This is a genomic window from Calidifontibacter terrae (assembly GCF_054778835.1).
Window position 1 is genome coordinate 136,807 of record NZ_BAAGZF010000001.1, and the last position, 17,442, is coordinate 154,248.

Sequence of the window (17,442 nt, forward strand, 5' to 3'; positions counted from 1 at the left end):
GTGACGGGCTCAGGCGGCGCGGCGGCCGTACGTCGGACTGATCACCGCGCCGTAGTAGTCCAGCAGCTCATCGCAAACGCCGGACCAAGAACGAGACTCCATCTTGCGCCGGGCGCTTTCGCCCATCCGGGCGCGCATCGCCTCATCTGACGCCAGGGTGCCGAGGCTCTGCCGAAGGGCGCCTGGGATGGCTGGGTCGAACAGGAACCCGGTGACACCAGGCTTCACGATGTCCAACGGGCCACCTGCCGCGGGAGCCACCACCGGGAGCCCGGCGGCCATCGCTTCCTGGAGTGTCTGCCCGAAGGTCTCGTTGACACCGGTATGGACGAACATGTCGAGCGCTGCGTAGGACTGCGCGAGGTCCAGTCCTTGTTTGAACCCGAGGAAATGGGCCTTGGGCAGCAACTGCTCCAGCCGAGAACGGCTCGGGCCATCACCGACGATGACCAGCGAGGTTCCGGCCAGATCGGCCGCTTCGGCGAGTCGATGCACCTGCTTCTCCGGCGCGAGCCGGCCGACGTAGCCGATGATCATCTCGCCGCGCGGTGCGACGCAGGCGCGCAGCGAGCGTACGGCGGCAGAGTTCTTCAACCTCGGGTGATAGATGTCGGTGTCGACGCCGCGGCTCCACAACGCGGAACGCGGCACCCCGTGCCGCTGCAGATCGTGCAGCGTCGCGTAGGAGGGCGCGAGGGTCACGTCGGCCAGGGAGTGCAGGTGTCGGATCCAGCGCCACGACGCTGTATTGATCTGAGCGCTCAACGGGCCGGCATGCTGCGCCAGGTAACTGGGCATGTCGGTTTGGTAGACCGCCACGGTCGGGATGCCCAGGTTGCGTCCGGCGGCTAGTCCACGCCAGCCGAGGCCGAACGGGGAGGCCGCGTGGATCACGTCGGGGCGGTATCGATCTAGCACTCGCTGCACCTCGGCGACCGGCGAACCGATCCGGAACTGGCGCACCGTGATGCCGGTGACTGTGTGCACGGGGAACCCGCGGTAGGTGGCAGGTGCCGGTCCCGGGCAGATCACAACGGCGTCATGCCCGCTGTCAGCCAGGTGATCTAACACCCGGCAGACGCTGGTTGTGACGCCGTTCAGACTGGGCAGGAACGACTCGGTCACGATCGCTACTCGCACACCTTGAGCGTGGCGGCGGCGGGTTGAATGCGGGTGAACGCCGTACGGACGGTGCGGTGAGGGTTACGTGAACACCCGTGCCGTCACCCCAGTCGTGCGTTGATGGCGCTGACCAGTGCGACCCCGCTGTAGATGAACCCGGTGTAGACCTGCACCAGCGTGGCGCCGGCGTCGATCAACGCCTCGGCGTCGTCGTCGCTCATCACTCCGCCGACGCCGATCACCGGCAGTTGAGTGCGGCCGGCGACGCGGCCGACGACGTAGCGCGCTCGCCGGGTGAGGGGTGCGCCGGACAGGCCACCGGATTCGTCCGCGAGCTTCCAGTCCGCGCCGACCAGGCCGTCGCGGCGCAGGGTGGTGTTGGTGGCGATGATCCCGCTCACGTCGGCATGTTGGGCGACCTCGAGCACGTCATCGATCGCCCCATCAGACAGATCGGGCGCGATCTTGAGGAAGATCGGCGTGGGGGAGGCCTGTCGGGCCGCGGCCAACCGAGTTGATGCGGTCACCAGTTCGGCCAGCAGCTCGGCCAACGGCTCCTTGTCCTGCAACGAACGAAGGCCAGGGGTGTTCGGGCTGCTGACGTTGACCGCGACGTAGTCGGCCAGGCCGTCCAACTCGGTGAGCGACGCGAGGTAGTCGGCCGTGGCCTCCTCGACCGGGGTCGCCTTCGTCTTGCCGATGGATACGCCGACCGGAATGGCGATCGGGCCGGCGAGCCGGAGAGTGTCCGCGAGGTGTTGAGCGCCCTTGTTGTTGAATCCCATGCGATTGATCACCGCGTGGCTCTCGACCGCGCGGAACAAGCGCGGTTTGTCATTGCCCGGCTGTGCGTGGGCTGTGACGGTGCCCAGCTCGACGTGGCCGAAGCCGAGTGCGCCCCACGCCTTCACGCCCACCCCGTCCTTATCGACGCCGGCTGCGAGGCCCACCCGGCTGGGGAAGGTGATCCCGGCGACCTCGACCGGGGTCGTACGCACTGCCGTTGCCGCGCTGAGGGCCTTCAGCGCCGCGGGGCGCTCGCCAAGGGCGTGTACCTGGTCCAACGTGCGGTGGTGCGCGGTCTCCGGGTCACCACCTCCGCTGCGAAAGAGGGCGGGGCGCAACGCGCGGTATCCAAGGTCGAAGACGGTCGTTCGCAGATCAGCCACGGATCTAACCGTACGAGGGTCTGCGCCGCGCCCGCTGGCCCGCCCCACCACTTGTCCGCCATCTCGCTGGCGTGTCCCCAGCGAAGTGGCGGACAACCGCGCACCCCCCGAGGCACTTGTCCGCCATCGCGGTGGCGTGTCCCCAGCGAAGTGACGGACAACCGCGGTGTCCACAGCATCCCCGCTACCGCAAGTTATCCACCGCTGGGCGGGCATCGCTTTTCTTGGTAGTACGCCGGCCGCAACCTCCCCCGATGGGTATCGATACGCGGGCGCGCGCCCGGATGGTTCGGTTGGCCGAGGACCGAGGCGGGGTCGTGAGCCGGGCGGAGGTTGGCGCCCTCGGCATCGATCGGTCGATGGTCGCCAGGGAGGTGGCCGCTGGTCGGGTCGCGGTTGATCACCGAGCGTTGCGCATTGTCGGTGCGCCGCCCAATCAGCGCGCCGACCTGCGGCGGGTGCTGGTGAACCTCCCGCCGCAAGCTTGTTTGGACGGGGTGACCGCGCTGCTTCTCTATGGGCTCAGTGGGTGGGACGATCAGGTGATCCACGTCAGCCAACCCAAGGGAGCTCGACGGCGAGCAGCCCGCGGCATCGTCGCCCACGAGTTGCGCTCTTGGGACGCAAACCAGGTTGTTCGGCTCGACGGGCTACGGGTAACGCCGCCTGAAGTGGCCGCCGTACGGGCTGCCTATTGGGCGCGCTCGATCCGTGCCGCAGCGACGATCCTCGCGATGACCGCTCAACAACGCCTGGTACCGACGAAGTTGCTCGCCGAGGCGGCCGCCGCGCTGCCCCGCCGCTCGCGGGCGGGCCTCGTACGCCATGTCGTCGATGAGTTGTCTGGCGGCTGCGAATCGTTGTCCGAGCTGGATTTCGCTGCCGAGTGTCGGCGGCGCGGGCTGCCAAGTCCAGATCGGCAGGTTGTCCTCCGTCGCCCGAGCGGCCGGTTCTACCTTGACGTGGCATGGACGGCCTACGGATTGGCCGTTGAGATCGATGGAGTCCAGCACCTACGGCCCGACCGAGCAACCTCTGACCGGTTGAAGGACAACGAAAGCGTGTTGCAGGGGCGCCAGCTGTTGCGGATCACGACCCTGGCGGTGTGGGAATGCGATGACCGGTTCTATGAGCAGATCCGCCGAGCGTTGCGCGCCGGGGGCTGGACCGGCTGACTTGTCCGCCATCTCGCTGGCGTGTCCGCAGCGAAGTGGCGGACAACCGCGGCGTCGGCGCGCCCGCCGATAAGGTGCCCCCATGGCTACAACTGAGTCTGGGCTCCCCTTCGAGCCGTTGTACGACCCCACGTCCATCGCCGGTTTCGACCCGGCGACGCGGCTGGGAGAGCCGGGGGAATACCCGTACACCCGTGGTGTCTATCCGTCGATGTACACCGGTCGCCCGTGGACCATGCGCCAGTACGCCGGGTTCGGCACCGCGAAGGAGTCCAACCAGCGTTACCGAGAACTGGTAGCGAACGGCACCGGCGGGTTGAGCGTCGCTTTCGACCTGCCGACCCAGATGGGTTACGACTCGGATGCCCCGCTGGCCCACGGCGAGGTCGGGAAGGTCGGGGTGGCGATCGACAGCCTCGACGACATGCAGGTGCTCTTCGATGGGCTACCGCTCGACGAGGTCTCGACCAGCATGACGATCAACGCCCCCGCCAGCACCCTCCTGCTGCTCTACCAGCTTGCAGCGCAGGGTCAGGGAATCACGGCGGACAAGCTGACCGGCACCATCCAGAACGACGTCCTGAAGGAATACATCGCGCGGGGCACCTATATCTACCCGCCGGAACAGTCGCTGCGCCTCACCAGCGATGTGTTCGCCTACTGCCAGCAGAACCTCCCGAAGTGGAACACCATCTCGATCAGTGGCTATCACATGGCCGAGGCCGGCGCGACGCCCGTGCAGGAGGTGGCCTTCACGCTTGCCAACGCGAAGGCGTACGTCCGGGCCGCCCAGGCCGCTGGCCTCCAGGTCGACGACTTCGCCCCGCGGTTGTCCTTCTTCTTTGTCGCTCGCACGACTCTGTTGGAGGAGATCGCCAAGTTCCGGGCGGCGCGCCGGATCTGGGCGCGCATCATGCACGAGGAGTTCGGCGCGAAGAACCCCAAGTCGCAGATGTTGCGCTTCCACACCCAGACCGCCGGTGTGCAGCTGACCGCGCAGCAGCCGGAGGTCAACATGGTGCGGGTGGCGTTGCAGGGCCTCGGCGCTGTGCTGGGCGGAACTCAGTCGCTCCACACGAACTCCTACGACGAAGCCATCGCGCTGCCAACCGCCAAAGCCGCGCGCCTCGCGCTGCGCACCCAGCAGGTCATCGCCTACGAGACCGATGTGACGAAAACGGTTGACCCGTTTGCCGGTTCGTACGTCATCGAGTCGATGACCGACGACATCGAAGAGGCGGTGCTCGCCTTGATGCAGCAGGTCGAGGACAAGGGCGGGGCCGTCCACGCGATCGAGGAGGGCTTCCAGAAGTCCGAGATCGAGCGCAGCGCCTACGACATCGCGTTGGAGATCGACCGCGGCGAACGAACGGTCGTCGGTCTCAACAAGTTCACCGTCGACCAGGACGAACCCTATGAACCGCTGCGGGTCGACCCAACGATCGAAGCCCAGCAGGCCGAGCGCCTGGCGACGTTGCGCAAGGAGCGTGACAACGACGGCGTCGAGCGCGGACTCGACGCCATCCGGAAGGCCGCGCAAGGCAGCGAGAACTTGCTCTACCCGATGCGCGAGGCGCTCGCCGCCCGCGCCACCGGCGGAGAAGTCAGCCAGGCGCTGCGCGACGTGTGGGGGATGTACGTCCCCCGTGAACAGTTCTGATGAGCGCGACGATTCGCAAGACCCAGCGCCGCGCGTCGTTCGTCGGTCGCCATTTCATGGCGATTGGTGTCGGGGTTCTGTTGCTCGTGCTCCTGGCGGCGCTCGCCGGCTGCGGGACTGCGACGTCGACGGGGTCGAGCGCGACCACCGTCGGGTGGTTTTCGACCAGCCCCGGCCCGGCCCAGGGCACGACCGGCCACGGCGCGGCCCCGACCACCCACGGCGCGGCCCCGGCCACGACCACTGCGCGGGACGGTCTCGCGACCATCGCCTACACCGATCTGCCCCAGCAAGCCAAGACGACCGTAGGGTTGATCGACGCCGGCGGACCCTACCCGTACAAGAACGACGACGGGGTCTTCTCGAACCGGGAGAAGTTGTTGCCCCGCAAGGGATCTGGCTATTACCGCGAGTACACCGTGGTGACCCCAGGGTCCTCTGACCGCGGCGCTCGCCGGATCATTCAGGGCAAGGACGGCACGATGTATTACACCGATGACCACTACCGATCGTTTCGGAGGATCACCCGATGACCACGCTGGTGAAGGCGCTCGAGAAGCGTGATTCGGGAGTGTTTCGCACCGACCGCAGCGGCGACGATATTCAGGGGTTGGCGCAGCGGGCAGGGTGGCGGTTGGTCGACCTCGCGATCACCGAGCCGACCAGCAAGGCGGCGTTCCTGCAGTTGTGTCAGCGGGCGTTCCCCCTGCCAGACCACTTCGGCCACAACTGGGACGCCCTGGCCGACTGCATGGACGACGTTCAGGACGAACAAGGCACCCTGGTGTTGCTGCGCGGCGCGCACCACCTGGAGTCGCAAGATCGCGAGGTGGTCCGCGACATCTTCACCGAGCGGGTCGAGCTCGGTGCCCACCCGTTCCTGGTTGTCGCAACCCGAGCCTAGAATCAGGGTTTTGTGACGATGACTGGAACTGAAGCGACCAAATCCCTGCTCGAGCTCATTGCCGATGACGTCACGCTGTTGGAGCCCGATCTGATCGAGTTGCGGCGGCAGATCCACCGCATGCCGGAGTTGTCCTTCGAGGAACACCAGACCACCGCTCGGATCGAAAAGATCCTGCGCGAGCACGGGATCGCTGTTCGCACGTTTGAGCGCACCGGCCTGGTCGCCGAGGTCGGGCCCGCGCAGCCGGAGTTCCGCAGTGCGCTGCGCGCCGACCTCGACGCTTTGCCTGTTCCCGAACGCAGCGGTCTGCAATACGCCTCGCTGGTCGCGGGCGCCTGCCACGCCTGCGGTCACGACGTCCACACCACTGCTGTGCTCGGCGCCGCTTTGGCGCTCAAGCGCAACGAGGCTGCGCTAGAGAGTGCGGGCATCGCCGTACGCCTGATCTTCCAGCCCGCCGAGGAGGTCGTTCCCGGCGGAGCTCACACGGTGTTGGAGGAGCGCGCGCTGGAAGGCGTCGACCGGATCTTCGCGGTGCACTGCGACCCCAGCATCGATGTGGGAACGGTCGGTCTGGCGACCGGCCCGATCACTGCGGCCTGCGATGCGATCCACGTCAACGTCACCGGGCGCGGCGGCCACACTTCGCGCCCCCACCTGACCCAGGACGTCGTCTACGCGCTGGCCAAGATCGTCAGCGACACCCCGGCCGTGTTGTCCCGTCGGCTCGACCCGCGCGCTGGTGCGTCGCTGGTGTGGGGCCAGATCAACGCCGGAAATGCCGCCAACGTCATCCCGGCGACGGGGGAGGCCCACGGCACTCTGCGCATCCTGGATGCCTTGGCCTGGGAGGGCGTCGAAGCGGTGGTCGCGCCGGTGATCCGGCAGATCGCGGCGCCTTACGGCGTTCAGGTTGACGTGCGCCACGTACGCGGGGTGCCGCCGGTCGTCAACGACGGCGCCGCGATCGACGCCTTGGCGGAGGCGAGCGTACGAATGGTCGGCCGCAAGTCCGTCGTGCCGACCCGGCAGTCGATGGGCGGCGAAGACTTCAGCTGGATGTTGCGCGACATCCCCGGCGCGATGGCCCGGCTCGGCACCCGCACACCCGGCGGCGCGACGTACGAACTGCACCAAGGCGATCTCGTGGTGGACGAGCGGGCGATCGGGATTGCGGCCAAACTCCTCGCGGGCGCCGCATTGGTCCGACCACAGCGGTAGGCATCAGTCCCATAACGGCTGCCCGGTTCGGGTCGGGCCGGTAGGTAAACCGTGGGTAAACTCCTGGCCGACCGGGGGTCCGCGTGAACCCCGGCGCCTCCCTGCGGTCGAAGAGGAAGTCGACCGCATGGGGGATCCCACACCACAAGAAGGAGACACCGTGCGATCGGTGAAAAAGCTGGCCGTTACCTCGGCCGTCGCCCTGCTGTCGGTCGGCATGACCGCGTGCGGCTCGAACAAGAACAGCTCCGACAGCAGCACCCCTGCTGGCTCGGGCACCGGGAGCGGAACCGGCACCGCCGCGGCTGGCCAGCTGAAGGTCGGCATGGCCTACGACGTGGGTGGCCGCGGGGACCACTCGTTCAACGACTCGGCTGCCGAGGGCCTGGACCAGGCTGAGAAGCAGTTCGGCATCAAGCCGACCGAAGTCGCCGCGACCAACGGTGAGAACGACGCGGCTCGCGTGGCCCGTCTGCAGCAGCTGGCCCAGGCCGGCAACACCGCAATCGTTGCGGTCGGCTTCACCTACGCCACCGCGGTTGGCAAGGTTGCCAAGCAGTTCCCGAACGTCAAGTTCGCGATCGTTGACGACGCGTCGGACGCTTCCAAGGGCGCCAACGTCGACCAGATCACCTTCACCGAGGAGCAGGGCTCCTACCTCGCGGGTGCCGCGGCGGCGCTGAAGAGCAAGTCCGGCCACATCGGCTTCGTCGGTGGTGTTGAGACCGGCCTGATCAAGAAGTTCGCTGCTGGTTACCTCGCCGGCGCGAAGAAGGTCAAGCCGAACATCAAGGTCGACGTCAAGTACCTCACCCCGGACGGTGATTTCTCCGGCTTCGCCGACCCGGCCAAGGGAAAGACCGCAGCCGCCGGCATGTACCAGTCCGGTGCTGACGTCGTTTACGCCGCGGCCGGCAAGTCCGGTGACGGTGTGTTCGAGGCCACCAAGGCTGCGGGCGCTGGCAAGTGGGCCATCGGTGTCGACTCCGACCAGGCGTTGACCGCTCCGGCCGCCTCGCGCAGCGTCATCCTGACGTCGATGGTCAAGGGTGTGAACGTGGGTGTGCTCGACTTCCTGAAGAACGTCCACGGCGGCAGCTTCAAGGCCGGCAACCAGATCTATGACCTCAAGGCGGGCGGCGTGAAGCTCTCCAGCACCGGTGGTCACATCGACGACATCAAGGCCAAGCTCGACGCCCTGAGCAAGGACATCGAGAGCGGTTCGATCAAGGTTCCGACCAGCTGATCGGCCAGCATTTTCGTTGGTGATGGTGGGAGCCCGGTGCGTTCGATATGGTCGCACCGGGCTCCGACCGTCTGTGGTCCGGATCACACATCAGCCCCGCATCAGGAGGTTCAGTCATCGCTGACCTGACCAATGAGTCCACCCCCGACCTCAGTGCCGCCCCGATCGCGGTTGAGGTGCGTGGAATCACGAAACGTTTCCCCGGTGTCGTTGCCAACAAGGACATCGACATCACCGTCCGCCGAGGCACCATCCACGCTTTGGTGGGGGAGAACGGCGCCGGCAAGTCGACGCTGATGAAGATCCTGTACGGCGTGCAGCGGCCCGACGAGGGCACCATCACCGTGAACGGGAAGCTGGTGCAACTGCACAGCCCGTCCGACGCGATCGCGGCCGGCATCGGCATGGTGTTCCAGCACTTCAAGTTGGCTGACAACTTGACCGTGCTGGAAAACGTGGTGCTCGGCGCGGAGAAGATGCACGGCATCGGTGGCAAGGCCCGCGCCCGGATCCAGGAGATCTCCAAGACCTACGGCCTCGGCGTACGCCCTGACGACCTGGTCGAGAAGCTCGGTGTCGGTGACCGGCAGCGGGTGGAGATTCTCAAGGTTCTCTACCGCGGCGCGCAGATCATCATCCTCGATGAACCGACCGCCGTTCTGGTGCCGCAGGAGGTTGACGAACTGTTCGACAACCTGGCGGAACTGAAGGCTGAAGGCCTCACGGTCATCTTCATCTCGCACAAACTCGACGAAGTCCGCAAGGTTGCCGACGAGATTACTGTGATCCGCCGCGGCACCACCGTTCGTACGGTCGACCCCAAGTCCGTCAATTCCCGGCAGCTTGCCGAATTGATGGTGGGTTCGGAGTTGCCGACCCCGGAGACCACGGAATCGACGGTCACCGACCGGGTCGTTCTGCAGATCGCGGACCTCGGTCTTGCCGAAGCCGGGGTCGCTCCGGTGCTGAGCGACATCGATCTGACAATCCACGCCGGCGAGGTCGTCGGCATCGCCGGCGTCGAGGGCAACGGCCAGGCCGAACTCGTCGAGGTCATCATGGGGATGCGCGAGCCGACCAACGGCCGCATCATCTTCGAAAACGACGACATCACCGACTGGACAACTCGCCGGATCCGCGAAGCGGGAGTTGGTTACATCCCCGAGGACCGTCACCGTCACGGCCTGATCCTGGGAGCTCCGCTCTGGGAGAACCGGATGCTCGGCCACCAGACGCAGCCCCCGAACAGCAAGGGCGCGCTGCTCACCAACAAACTTGCCCAGGCCGACACCGAGCGGATCGTGCGGGAATACGACGTACGAACCCCGGGCATCAACGTCGCCGCCAGCTCGCTGTCCGGCGGAAACCAGCAGAAGCTGATCGTCGGCCGCGAGATGAGCCACGCACCGCGGGTGCTCGTCGCTGCCCACCCGACGCGGGGCGTCGATGTCGGCGCGCAGGCTGCGATCTGGGACCACATCCGAGCCGCTCGGCGAGAAGGTTTGGGCGTCTTGCTGATCTCGGCCGATCTCGACGAGTTGATCGGTTTGTCCGACACGATCCGGGTGATCCTGCGCGGCAAGTTGTCCGGCACCTTCGACCCGGCGAACGTCACCGCAGAAGACCTCGGCGCTGCCATGACCGGCGCGTCGGACGAGGAGGAGGCGTCGTGAGCGACGACCCTGACCTGACCCCGGCGAAGATGCCCGACGACACGGGTAGTGCCTCGACGGCGAAGCCGACGTCGATGTCCATTGACTGGAGCCGACTCGGGCTCGCCGTCGCCGCGCCCATTTTGGCCATCGTCGTCGCGGTGATCGTCACCACCTTGGTGCTCGTTCTGTCTGGTGACCCGGTCGGACCGGTGTGGCAGGTCTTCCTCGCCGCCCCCGTCTCGGGCCTTCCCGCGACGATCCTGAATGACACCGCGACCCTCTATCTCTCGGGCGTCGCAGTCGCCATCGGTTTCCGGATGAATCTGTTCAACATCGGCGTCGATGGTCAATACCGAGTCGCGATGTTCGCCGCCGCCCTGTTCGCCGGACAGGGCTGGTTGCCCGGTCCACTGAACGTCGCGCTGTCGATTGTCGTGGCCATGGTGATTGGCGCGGCCTGGGCGTCGATCCCGGCCCTGCTGAAGGTGAACCGCGGTGTGTCCGAGGTGATCTCGACGATCATGCTGAACTCGATCGCCACCTCACTGGTGGCATGGCTGCTGGCCAACACGGCCAAGTCGATCGCCGGCTCGAATGCCACGTCGACCAGGCCGATCCCGACCAGTTCACATGTTCCGGCGCTGCCTTTCTTGCAGACCGCCTTCAGCACCGTCTACGGCCTGACCGTCTTGGCCGTCGTGGTGGGCCTTGCCTACTGGTTCGTGCTCAAACACACCCGCTACGGCTTCGACCTGCGAGCGACCGGCTCCACCGAGGACGCGGCGATGGCCAGCGGCATCGACGTGAAGAAAATGACGGTCAGCGCGATGTTGCTCTCCGGGGCGGTCGCCGGCCTGGTCGGCATGCCCGCTCTGTTCGGCAACGACTACGCGTTCGGCAGCAACACCCAGACCGGACTTGGTTTCGCCGGCATCGCGGTTGCGCTGATCGGGCGCAACCACCCGCTTGGAATCGCGTTCGGCGCGCTGCTCTGGGCCTACCTCAACGGACAGTCGAACAGCCTGCAGATCAATGCCGGCGTGAGCTCGGCGCTGGTGTTCATCATCCAGGGAATCATGGTCCTGGCCGTGATCATCGCCTACGAACTCGTGCGCCGGATCGGCGTACGGATGGAGCGCCGCCGGGTCGCCAGCCAGTTGGCTGCCACGACCCCCGCACTGCAAGGAGCTTCAGCATGAGCGTCGCCGTTTCGACGAACAAGGCCCCCGCGGCCGGCCGCAGCGGGTTGCCCGGTCTGCCCAGCAGCCCCTGGGCCCGTACGTTGCTCTTCACCGCCATCGGGATCATCGCGTTGTCGCTGTTGCGTGTCATCTCGGGTGCGAACGACATGGACTCAGCCGGTGCGATCTCCGCCGGTCTGGCACTGGCCGTCCCCATCGGGCTGGCGGGTCTTGGTGGCCTGTGGTCCGAACGTGCCGGCGTGGTCAACATCGGCCTCGAAGGCATGATGATCCTCGGAACGTGGGGCGCCGCTTTCTGCGCGGTGAAGTGGGGGGTCCTCGCCGGCATCCTCGGCGGGATCGTGGCGGGCGCGGTCGGTGGTGCATTGCACGCGCTGGCCACCGTCACCTTCGGTGTCGACCACATCGTCTCCGGTGTGGCGATCAACATCATCGGCCTGGGCCTTGCGAAGTATCTCGCCGCTCGGGTGTTCAGCACCATGGACGGTGGTGGCCCGACCAACTCGCCTGCGGTGGGTGACATCTGGAGTTTCAGCGCGCCGTGGAATGACTCGCTGCGAACACTCGAGGGCAAACATTGGTTCCTGATTTCTGACCTTGCCGGCATCGTCGGCGGCGTCTTCACCAACCTGTCGATGCTCACCGTGCTGGCGTTGGTCTTGGTGATCGGCTCGATCTTCGTGCTCTGGCGCACCAGCTTCGGCCTGCGCCTGCGCTCCTGTGGTGAGAACCCGGAGGCCGCTGAGACGCTCGGCATCAACGTGTTGCGCTACAAGTTCGTCGCGATCCTGATCTCGGGTGCTCTGGCCGGTCTGGCCGGCACTTTCCTGGCGATGGTGGCCGGCAACGGATACGTCGAAGGGCAGACCGGTGGCCGTGGCTACATCGGTCTGGCCGCGATGATCTTCGGCAACTGGCAGCCGCTGGCTCTTGCCGCCGGCGCCTTGTTGTTCGGCTACACCGACGCAATCCAATTGCGGCAGGGTGGCCCGACGGTCCACGCACTGTTGCTGGCGGTCTCGGTGACGCTGATCGTCATCGGTCTGTGGCAGCTGATCCGAAACAAGAAGGTGGTCTCGGGGGTGATCGGTCTGGTCCTGGGACTGCTCGCCGGCTACCTCTACCTGACGACCGACACGGTGCCTGATCAGTTCACCTCGATGACGCCGTATGTGACCACACTGCTGGTCATGGCCGTCGGTGCCCAGCGTTTGCGAATGCCCGCGGCCGATGGCCAGGTCTATCGGCGCGGACAGGCGAGTTGATGACGGCTATCGATTGGGAGGCGTTGCACGCCGAAGCGATCGCCGCGATGCGCACCGCGTATGCGCCGTACTCCAACTACGCGGTCGGTGTTGCCGGCCTGGTCGACGACGGCCGCGTGGTGTCGGGTTGCAACGTGGAGAACGCGGCGTACGGTGTCGCGCTCTGCGCGGAATGCGGGATGGTCTCCGAGTTGCACCGCACCGGCGGCGGCAGGCTGGTAGCTGTCTACTGTGTTGACGCTTCTGGCACAGCCCTGATGCCCTGCGGTCGGTGTCGTCAGCTGCTCTGGGAGAACGGTGGCCCTGGGTGTCTGCTGCAGACCCCGGAAGGCGTGCTGCCAATGACGCAGGTTCTGCCGCAGGCGTTCGGCGCCCACAACCTGGCCTGAGGACTCCTACGGATGTAACTCGGGGTCGACGGCGAGCGCGACCATCAAGTCGCGGATCATGTCGGGATCGTTGAGGCGGTCTCCGTACGCCGCCCGCACCTGGCCCATCCGATAGCGCACGGTCTGCGCGTGCACGTGCAGGTCCGCAGCGACGGCGTCGCGGCGCCCTTGGTGGAGCAACCACGAACGCAGCGTCTGGGCGAGTCGATCGGCAGTTGCCGCAGACGCGGTCATCAGCGGTGCCAACGCCCGCTCCCGCAGGTCCGCGTGGGCATCGCCGTCGGCTAGGACGACCAGCCGGGCGAGGTGCTCGTCGGTGTCGAGCGGACCGTCCTGCGCCAAGCCGAGTTCGTACGATCGCCGCGCCCGCGCGTAGGACGCCGCGACGTCGGACCACCGGCGGCTCGGGCCGATGCAAGCCCGGCGGTTCTCAAGGGCGCGCAGCAGCCGGCGCCGTCCGGGACCCTCGGCATCTGGCACGAGCAGCACCGCGTTGGGGTTCTCCTGGCCGCCCTCATCGGGTGCGCGCAACGTGGTCGCGCCAAGCCGGGTTGCCACGACGCTGACCCGTTCGGCGGGCAGCACGACCGCGGCGAGGGTTGTCGGCGGCGTCCACCCTGCCCGTTCCGCGAGTCCGATCAGCGCGTCCTGATCCCGCCCGGCGAGCAGAGCGCTCGCGAGGCGTTCGCGTCGTTGTTCGCGCACGCGCCCTTCGGCCGCCAACTCTTCGGCGTGGCCGCTGACGCTCGCCGCCGACAGGCTGTCGATGTAGGCGAACACCAGCTCTGCGAAGCGCGCCAGGGTGCTCGCGTCGAGTCCGGCTTCCACTGCCTCGGCCGAGAGGTCGCGCCACGCGATGCGGGCACCGATCCGGTAGGCGGCCAGCAGTGCGTCCATCGACCGGCCGCCGCGTGCCTCGCCCTGACCGAGCGCGTATGCCGCGTCAACGGATGCCTGCATCGGGGTTCCGGGGTCGCCGCCGCGCGCGGCCAGGCGCAGGAATCCGCGCAGCGCGAGGTGCACGGCACCTTCGATGGTCGCCGCCATTTCGCCGGCCAGCGCGCCGTCGTATTCCGGCACACGCTCAACCACCGCGGCCATGACTCGCTCGCTGACAACCGGCAGCTGAGCGGAAAGGCGGTTGAGCACGGCGTCGGGGATGACGATGTTTTGTTCGGGGCGCACAAATCAAGTATGTCGGTTCACCGCCTACGGGCAAGTATTTGCTCTGATCGGCTGCCAGTCTCAGAACATGAGTTCTTCCACCGACGTTCGATCACCCCGCTGGCGCGCTCAAGCGTTCCGCCTGGTGAAGGCGGCCACGACGCCGCTGCTACCGGAGGACTACCTCGATCTGTTCGACCCGTTGCGCTCCACCACCCGCTTGCGCGGGCGGGTGGCCTCGATGCACGCCGAGACCGCAGACGCGGTCACCGTGACCATTCGTCCCGGGCGCGGCTGGCGCGGCCACCAACCGGGGCAATACACCCGGATCGGAGTCGACGTCGACGGCGTACGGCTCTGGCGGGCCTACTCGATCACCTCCGGTCCGCGCGCCGATGGCTGCATCGCGATCACCGTCAAGGCGATCAGTGGGGGAGCGGTCAGCACTCACCTGGTGCAGTCGCTGCGCGTCGGTCAGGTCGTTCAGTTGGAGCAGGCCGAGGGAGAGTTTGTTCTCGCCCCGGTTCTGCCGACGCGGCTGCTCCTGCTCACCGGCGGCAGCGGAATCACCCCGGTCATGGGCATCCTGCGCCACACCGCCGACCGGCTCGACGACGTGGTGTTGCTGCATTCCGCTCCGCGCCCGGAAGACGTGATCTTCGCCGACGAACTGCGCCAGCTCGCCGACGACGGGCGAATCTCGTTGTTGGAGAGGCACACCGACGTCGACGGCATGCTCGACACGGCGCAACTCGACACCTTGGTTCCGGACTGGCGCGAGCGCGACACGCTCGCGTGCGGCCCGGCCGGAATGCTCGAAGCTCTCGAAAACCACTGGTCGGCCAATGGGCTGACCGAGCGGCTCACCACCGAGCGGTTCCGCCCGACACTCGCCGAACCGGGCGAGGGCGGAACGGTGCACTTCACCGGTCGCGACCGCGACCTGGATTGCGACGGTTCCCGCCCGATCCTGGACCTCGCCGAGGAAGCCGGGCTGCTGATGCCCTCCGGCTGCCGGATGGGCATCTGTTACGGGTGCGTGTTGCCGTTGCGCGAAGGCTCGGTGCGTGACCTGCGTACGGGCGAAACCACCACCGCGGCCCCGGGCGACGGGGTCTTGGTGCAGACCTGCATCTCGGCCGCCGCCGGCCGATGCGACATCGATCTCTGACCCTCGAAAGGACTACGCGATGACTGCGTTGCAGAAGAAGGAACACAACCCGATTGCCCATCTCACCCGGGAGGACATCGAAGAGCTCGGCATCGAGCTCGATGCCGTACGGGCGAGCGTTGTCGAGGCCCGTGGGGCCTCCGACGCGGCGTACATCCGCCGGATGATCAAGATTCAGCGTGGCCTGGAAATGGGGTCGCGTGGCGTGCTGCTGGCGTCGCGTTGGAAGCCCGCGTTTGTCGCTGGCACCGTCGGGCTGACTGTCTCCAAGGTGTTGGAGAACATGGAGCTCGGCCACAACATCATGCACGGCCAGTGGGACTGGATGCGTGACCCGAAGATCCACTCGACCACCTGGGAATGGGACAACGCCTCGCCCTCGGATCTGTGGAAGCACAGCCACAACGAACTGCACCACACGTACACCAACGTCCTGGGCCGCGACAACGACCTCGGCTACGGCATCATGCGCGTCGACGAGGACCAGAAGTGGGTGCCGCTTTACCTCGGGCAGCCGCTGTGGAACTTCGTCAACGCCTGCTTCTTCGAATATGGCATTGCGGCGTACGACCTGGAACTCGGCAGGTATTTCGCCGGCCGCAAGGACAAGGCCGTTTTCAAGCGTGACGCCACGAAGGTCGTTCACAAGATCCGCAAACAGATGACGCGGGACTACGCCATTCACCCGGCGCTCGCGTTGGCGACCGGTTCTGCGCGCCGCACCCTGCTGGCCAACTACGTGGCCAACCTCGGCCGCAACCTGTGGACTCACTCGGTGATCATGTGTGGTCACTTTCCCGAGGGTGTTGAGACGTTCACCAAGACCTCGATCGAGGGGGAGACTCGCGGCGACTGGTACCTGCGACAGATGATCGGGTCGGCCAACATTCACGGTTCCAAGCCGATGCACATCGCCACCGGGAACCTGTCGTTCCAGATCGAGCACCACCTGTTCCCGGACCTGCCGAGCAACCGGTATTCGGAGATCGCGCCGAAGGTGCAGGACATCTGCGAGCGCTACGGCCTGCGCTACACCAGCGGATCGCTGCCGCAGCAGGTTGGTTCGGCGTGGCTTAAGGTCATTCGCTTGTCGCTGCCGAACGACCTGGCCGCGAAGTTGCGTCGACCGAGTAACCGGGTGCCGGTCGAGCCGACGGCGCTACCCTCACGCCTACGGGTCGAAGCGGAGCAAGCCGCCTGAGAGTGGTTCGCCCATACCGTCAACCGAATGCCTACCGGAGAGACAGCGCCATGTCGCAGCAGACGATCGTGATCACCGGGGCAAGTGACGGTATCGGCGCAGCTGCCGCGCGGCAGTTGTCGGCGCGGGGGGAAACCGTGGTGATCGTTGGCCGCTCACCAACCAAGACCGCCGCCGTCGCCGATGAACTGGGTGCTGCCCACTTCGTGGCCGACTTCAGCGACCTCGCTCAGGTGCGTTCGCTGGCCGACCAGTTGCAGGACGCCTACCCCCACATCGACGTCTTGGCCAACAACGCCGGCGGCATCATGGGCGACCGGGTGGTGACCACCGACGGTTATGAGAAGACTTTCCAGGTGAACCACCTGGCGCCTTTTCTCCTGACCACGTTGCTGCTGCCAACCCTGACCGCCAGCGAAGCCACCGTGATCCAAACCGCGAGTGCCGCGGCCAAACTGTTCGGTCGATTCGATGTCGACGACCTGCAGAACGAGCAGGGTTACAGCCCGCAGACTGCCTACGGCAACGGGAAGTTGGCCAACATCCTGTTCACCCGCGAGCTGCACCGTCGCTACCACGCCGACGGCATCTCGTCGGTGGCGTTCCACCCTGGCATCGTCGGCAGCAGCTTCGCCAGCGACACCACTCACCTCATGCGGTTCATCTACCACACGCCGATCGTCAAGAACCTGATGACGATCAGCCCTGACCAGGGCGCCGACCAGCTGGTGTGGCTCTCCGAGACCGCGGCCGACACGGACTGGCAGTCCGGGGAGTACTACGAGAAGCGCAAGGTCTCTGCCTCCAGCCGGCAGGCCAGAGACCTCGCCTTGGCTCGCGAACTCTGGGAGCGCAGCACCGAGCTGTTGAACACCCCCACCGGTTAGCTCGGCAA

The 17,442-nt window shown here is 66.6% G+C and carries 16 protein-coding genes; 13 read left to right on the top strand and 3 right to left on the bottom strand.

What is annotated here, in order from left to right; translation table 11 throughout:
• Positions 1–9: 9 nt before the first annotated feature.
• Positions 10–1,140, bottom strand: a complete 1,131-nt coding sequence (locus ACYU98_RS00670) for a glycosyltransferase family 4 protein (protein WP_460466247.1) — start codon at positions 1,138–1,140, stop codon at positions 10–12.
• Between the two features lie 83 nt (positions 1,141–1,223).
• Positions 1,224–2,291 (bottom strand): quinone-dependent dihydroorotate dehydrogenase, encoded by a 1,068-nt coding sequence (locus tag ACYU98_RS00675; RefSeq protein ID WP_460466248.1) that lies wholly within the window; start codon positions 2,289–2,291, stop codon positions 1,224–1,226.
• A 254-nt stretch (positions 2,292–2,545) separates the two neighbouring features.
• Here ACYU98_RS00675 and ACYU98_RS00680 point away from each other — a divergent pair, with 254 nt between their 5' ends.
• From ACYU98_RS00680 to ACYU98_RS00725, 10 genes are all read left to right on the top strand, one after another.
• Complete coding sequence (locus ACYU98_RS00680) at positions 2,546–3,466, top strand: type IV toxin-antitoxin system AbiEi family antitoxin domain-containing protein (RefSeq protein WP_460466249.1); 921 nt, start codon at positions 2,546–2,548, stop codon at positions 3,464–3,466.
• Positions 3,467–3,548: 82 nt separating this feature from the next.
• Positions 3,549–5,126, top strand: a complete 1,578-nt coding sequence (locus ACYU98_RS00685; RefSeq protein ID WP_460466250.1) for an acyl-CoA mutase large subunit family protein — start codon at positions 3,549–3,551, stop codon at positions 5,124–5,126.
• Positions 5,126–5,659 carry a guanyl-specific ribonuclease gene (locus tag ACYU98_RS00690; protein ID WP_460466251.1) on the top strand — a complete coding sequence of 178 codons (534 nt, stop codon included), beginning with the start codon at positions 5,126–5,128 and terminating at the stop codon, positions 5,657–5,659. Before ACYU98_RS00685 ends, ACYU98_RS00690 begins: the two co-directional genes overlap by 1 nt.
• A complete protein-coding gene (locus tag ACYU98_RS00695; protein ID WP_460466252.1) occupies positions 5,656–6,030 on the top strand; it encodes a barstar family protein in 375 nt (124 codons plus the stop codon). The genes ACYU98_RS00690 and ACYU98_RS00695 overlap by 4 nt, the downstream gene beginning before the upstream one ends.
• 18 nt (positions 6,031–6,048) lie before the next feature.
• The gene (locus tag ACYU98_RS00700) at positions 6,049–7,254 is read left to right on the top strand and encodes an amidohydrolase (RefSeq protein WP_460466253.1); all 1,206 of its coding nucleotides are present in this window, start codon (positions 6,049–6,051) and stop codon (positions 7,252–7,254) included.
• 160 nt (positions 7,255–7,414) lie between these two features.
• Entirely contained in the window at positions 7,415–8,500 is a 1,086-nt protein-coding gene (locus ACYU98_RS00705; protein WP_460466254.1) for a BMP family lipoprotein, read from the top strand.
• A gap of 47 nt (positions 8,501–8,547) precedes the next feature.
• The gene (locus ACYU98_RS00710; RefSeq protein ID WP_460466255.1) at positions 8,548–10,173 is read left to right on the top strand and encodes an ABC transporter ATP-binding protein; all 1,626 of its coding nucleotides are present in this window, start codon (positions 8,548–8,550) and stop codon (positions 10,171–10,173) included.
• The gene (locus ACYU98_RS00715; RefSeq protein WP_460466256.1) at positions 10,170–11,354 is read left to right on the top strand and encodes an ABC transporter permease; all 1,185 of its coding nucleotides are present in this window, start codon (positions 10,170–10,172) and stop codon (positions 11,352–11,354) included. The genes ACYU98_RS00710 and ACYU98_RS00715 overlap by 4 nt, the downstream gene beginning before the upstream one ends.
• Entirely contained in the window at positions 11,351–12,622 is a 1,272-nt protein-coding gene (locus ACYU98_RS00720; RefSeq protein WP_460466257.1) for an ABC transporter permease, read from the top strand. Before ACYU98_RS00715 ends, ACYU98_RS00720 begins: the two co-directional genes overlap by 4 nt.
• Positions 12,622–13,011, top strand: coding sequence for a cytidine deaminase (locus tag ACYU98_RS00725; RefSeq protein ID WP_460466258.1), 390 nt, complete (start codon positions 12,622–12,624; stop codon positions 13,009–13,011). The genes ACYU98_RS00720 and ACYU98_RS00725 overlap by 1 nt, the downstream gene beginning before the upstream one ends.
• 6 nt (positions 13,012–13,017) lie before the next feature.
• On the opposite strand, the gene ACYU98_RS00730 is transcribed toward ACYU98_RS00725, so the two are convergent.
• Positions 13,018–14,196: a PucR family transcriptional regulator gene (locus ACYU98_RS00730; RefSeq protein ID WP_460466259.1), complete on the bottom strand. Its 1,179-nt coding sequence runs from the start codon at positions 14,194–14,196 to the stop codon at positions 13,018–13,020.
• A gap of 67 nt (positions 14,197–14,263) precedes the next feature.
• On the opposite strand from ACYU98_RS00730, the gene ACYU98_RS00735 reads away from it, so the two are divergent.
• From ACYU98_RS00735 to ACYU98_RS00745, 3 genes are read left to right on the top strand one after another with little or no spacing between them, the layout of a single operon-like run.
• Positions 14,264–15,346 carry a ferredoxin reductase gene (locus ACYU98_RS00735; protein ID WP_460466260.1) on the top strand — a complete coding sequence of 361 codons (1,083 nt, stop codon included), beginning with the start codon at positions 14,264–14,266 and terminating at the stop codon, positions 15,344–15,346.
• Positions 15,347–15,365: 19 nt separating this feature from the next.
• A complete protein-coding gene (locus tag ACYU98_RS00740; protein WP_460466261.1) occupies positions 15,366–16,547 on the top strand; it encodes a fatty acid desaturase family protein in 1,182 nt (393 codons plus the stop codon).
• 50 nt (positions 16,548–16,597) lie between these two features.
• Entirely contained in the window at positions 16,598–17,434 is an 837-nt protein-coding gene (locus tag ACYU98_RS00745; RefSeq protein WP_460466262.1) for an SDR family NAD(P)-dependent oxidoreductase, read from the top strand.
• Positions 17,435–17,442: the final 8 nt, after the last annotated feature.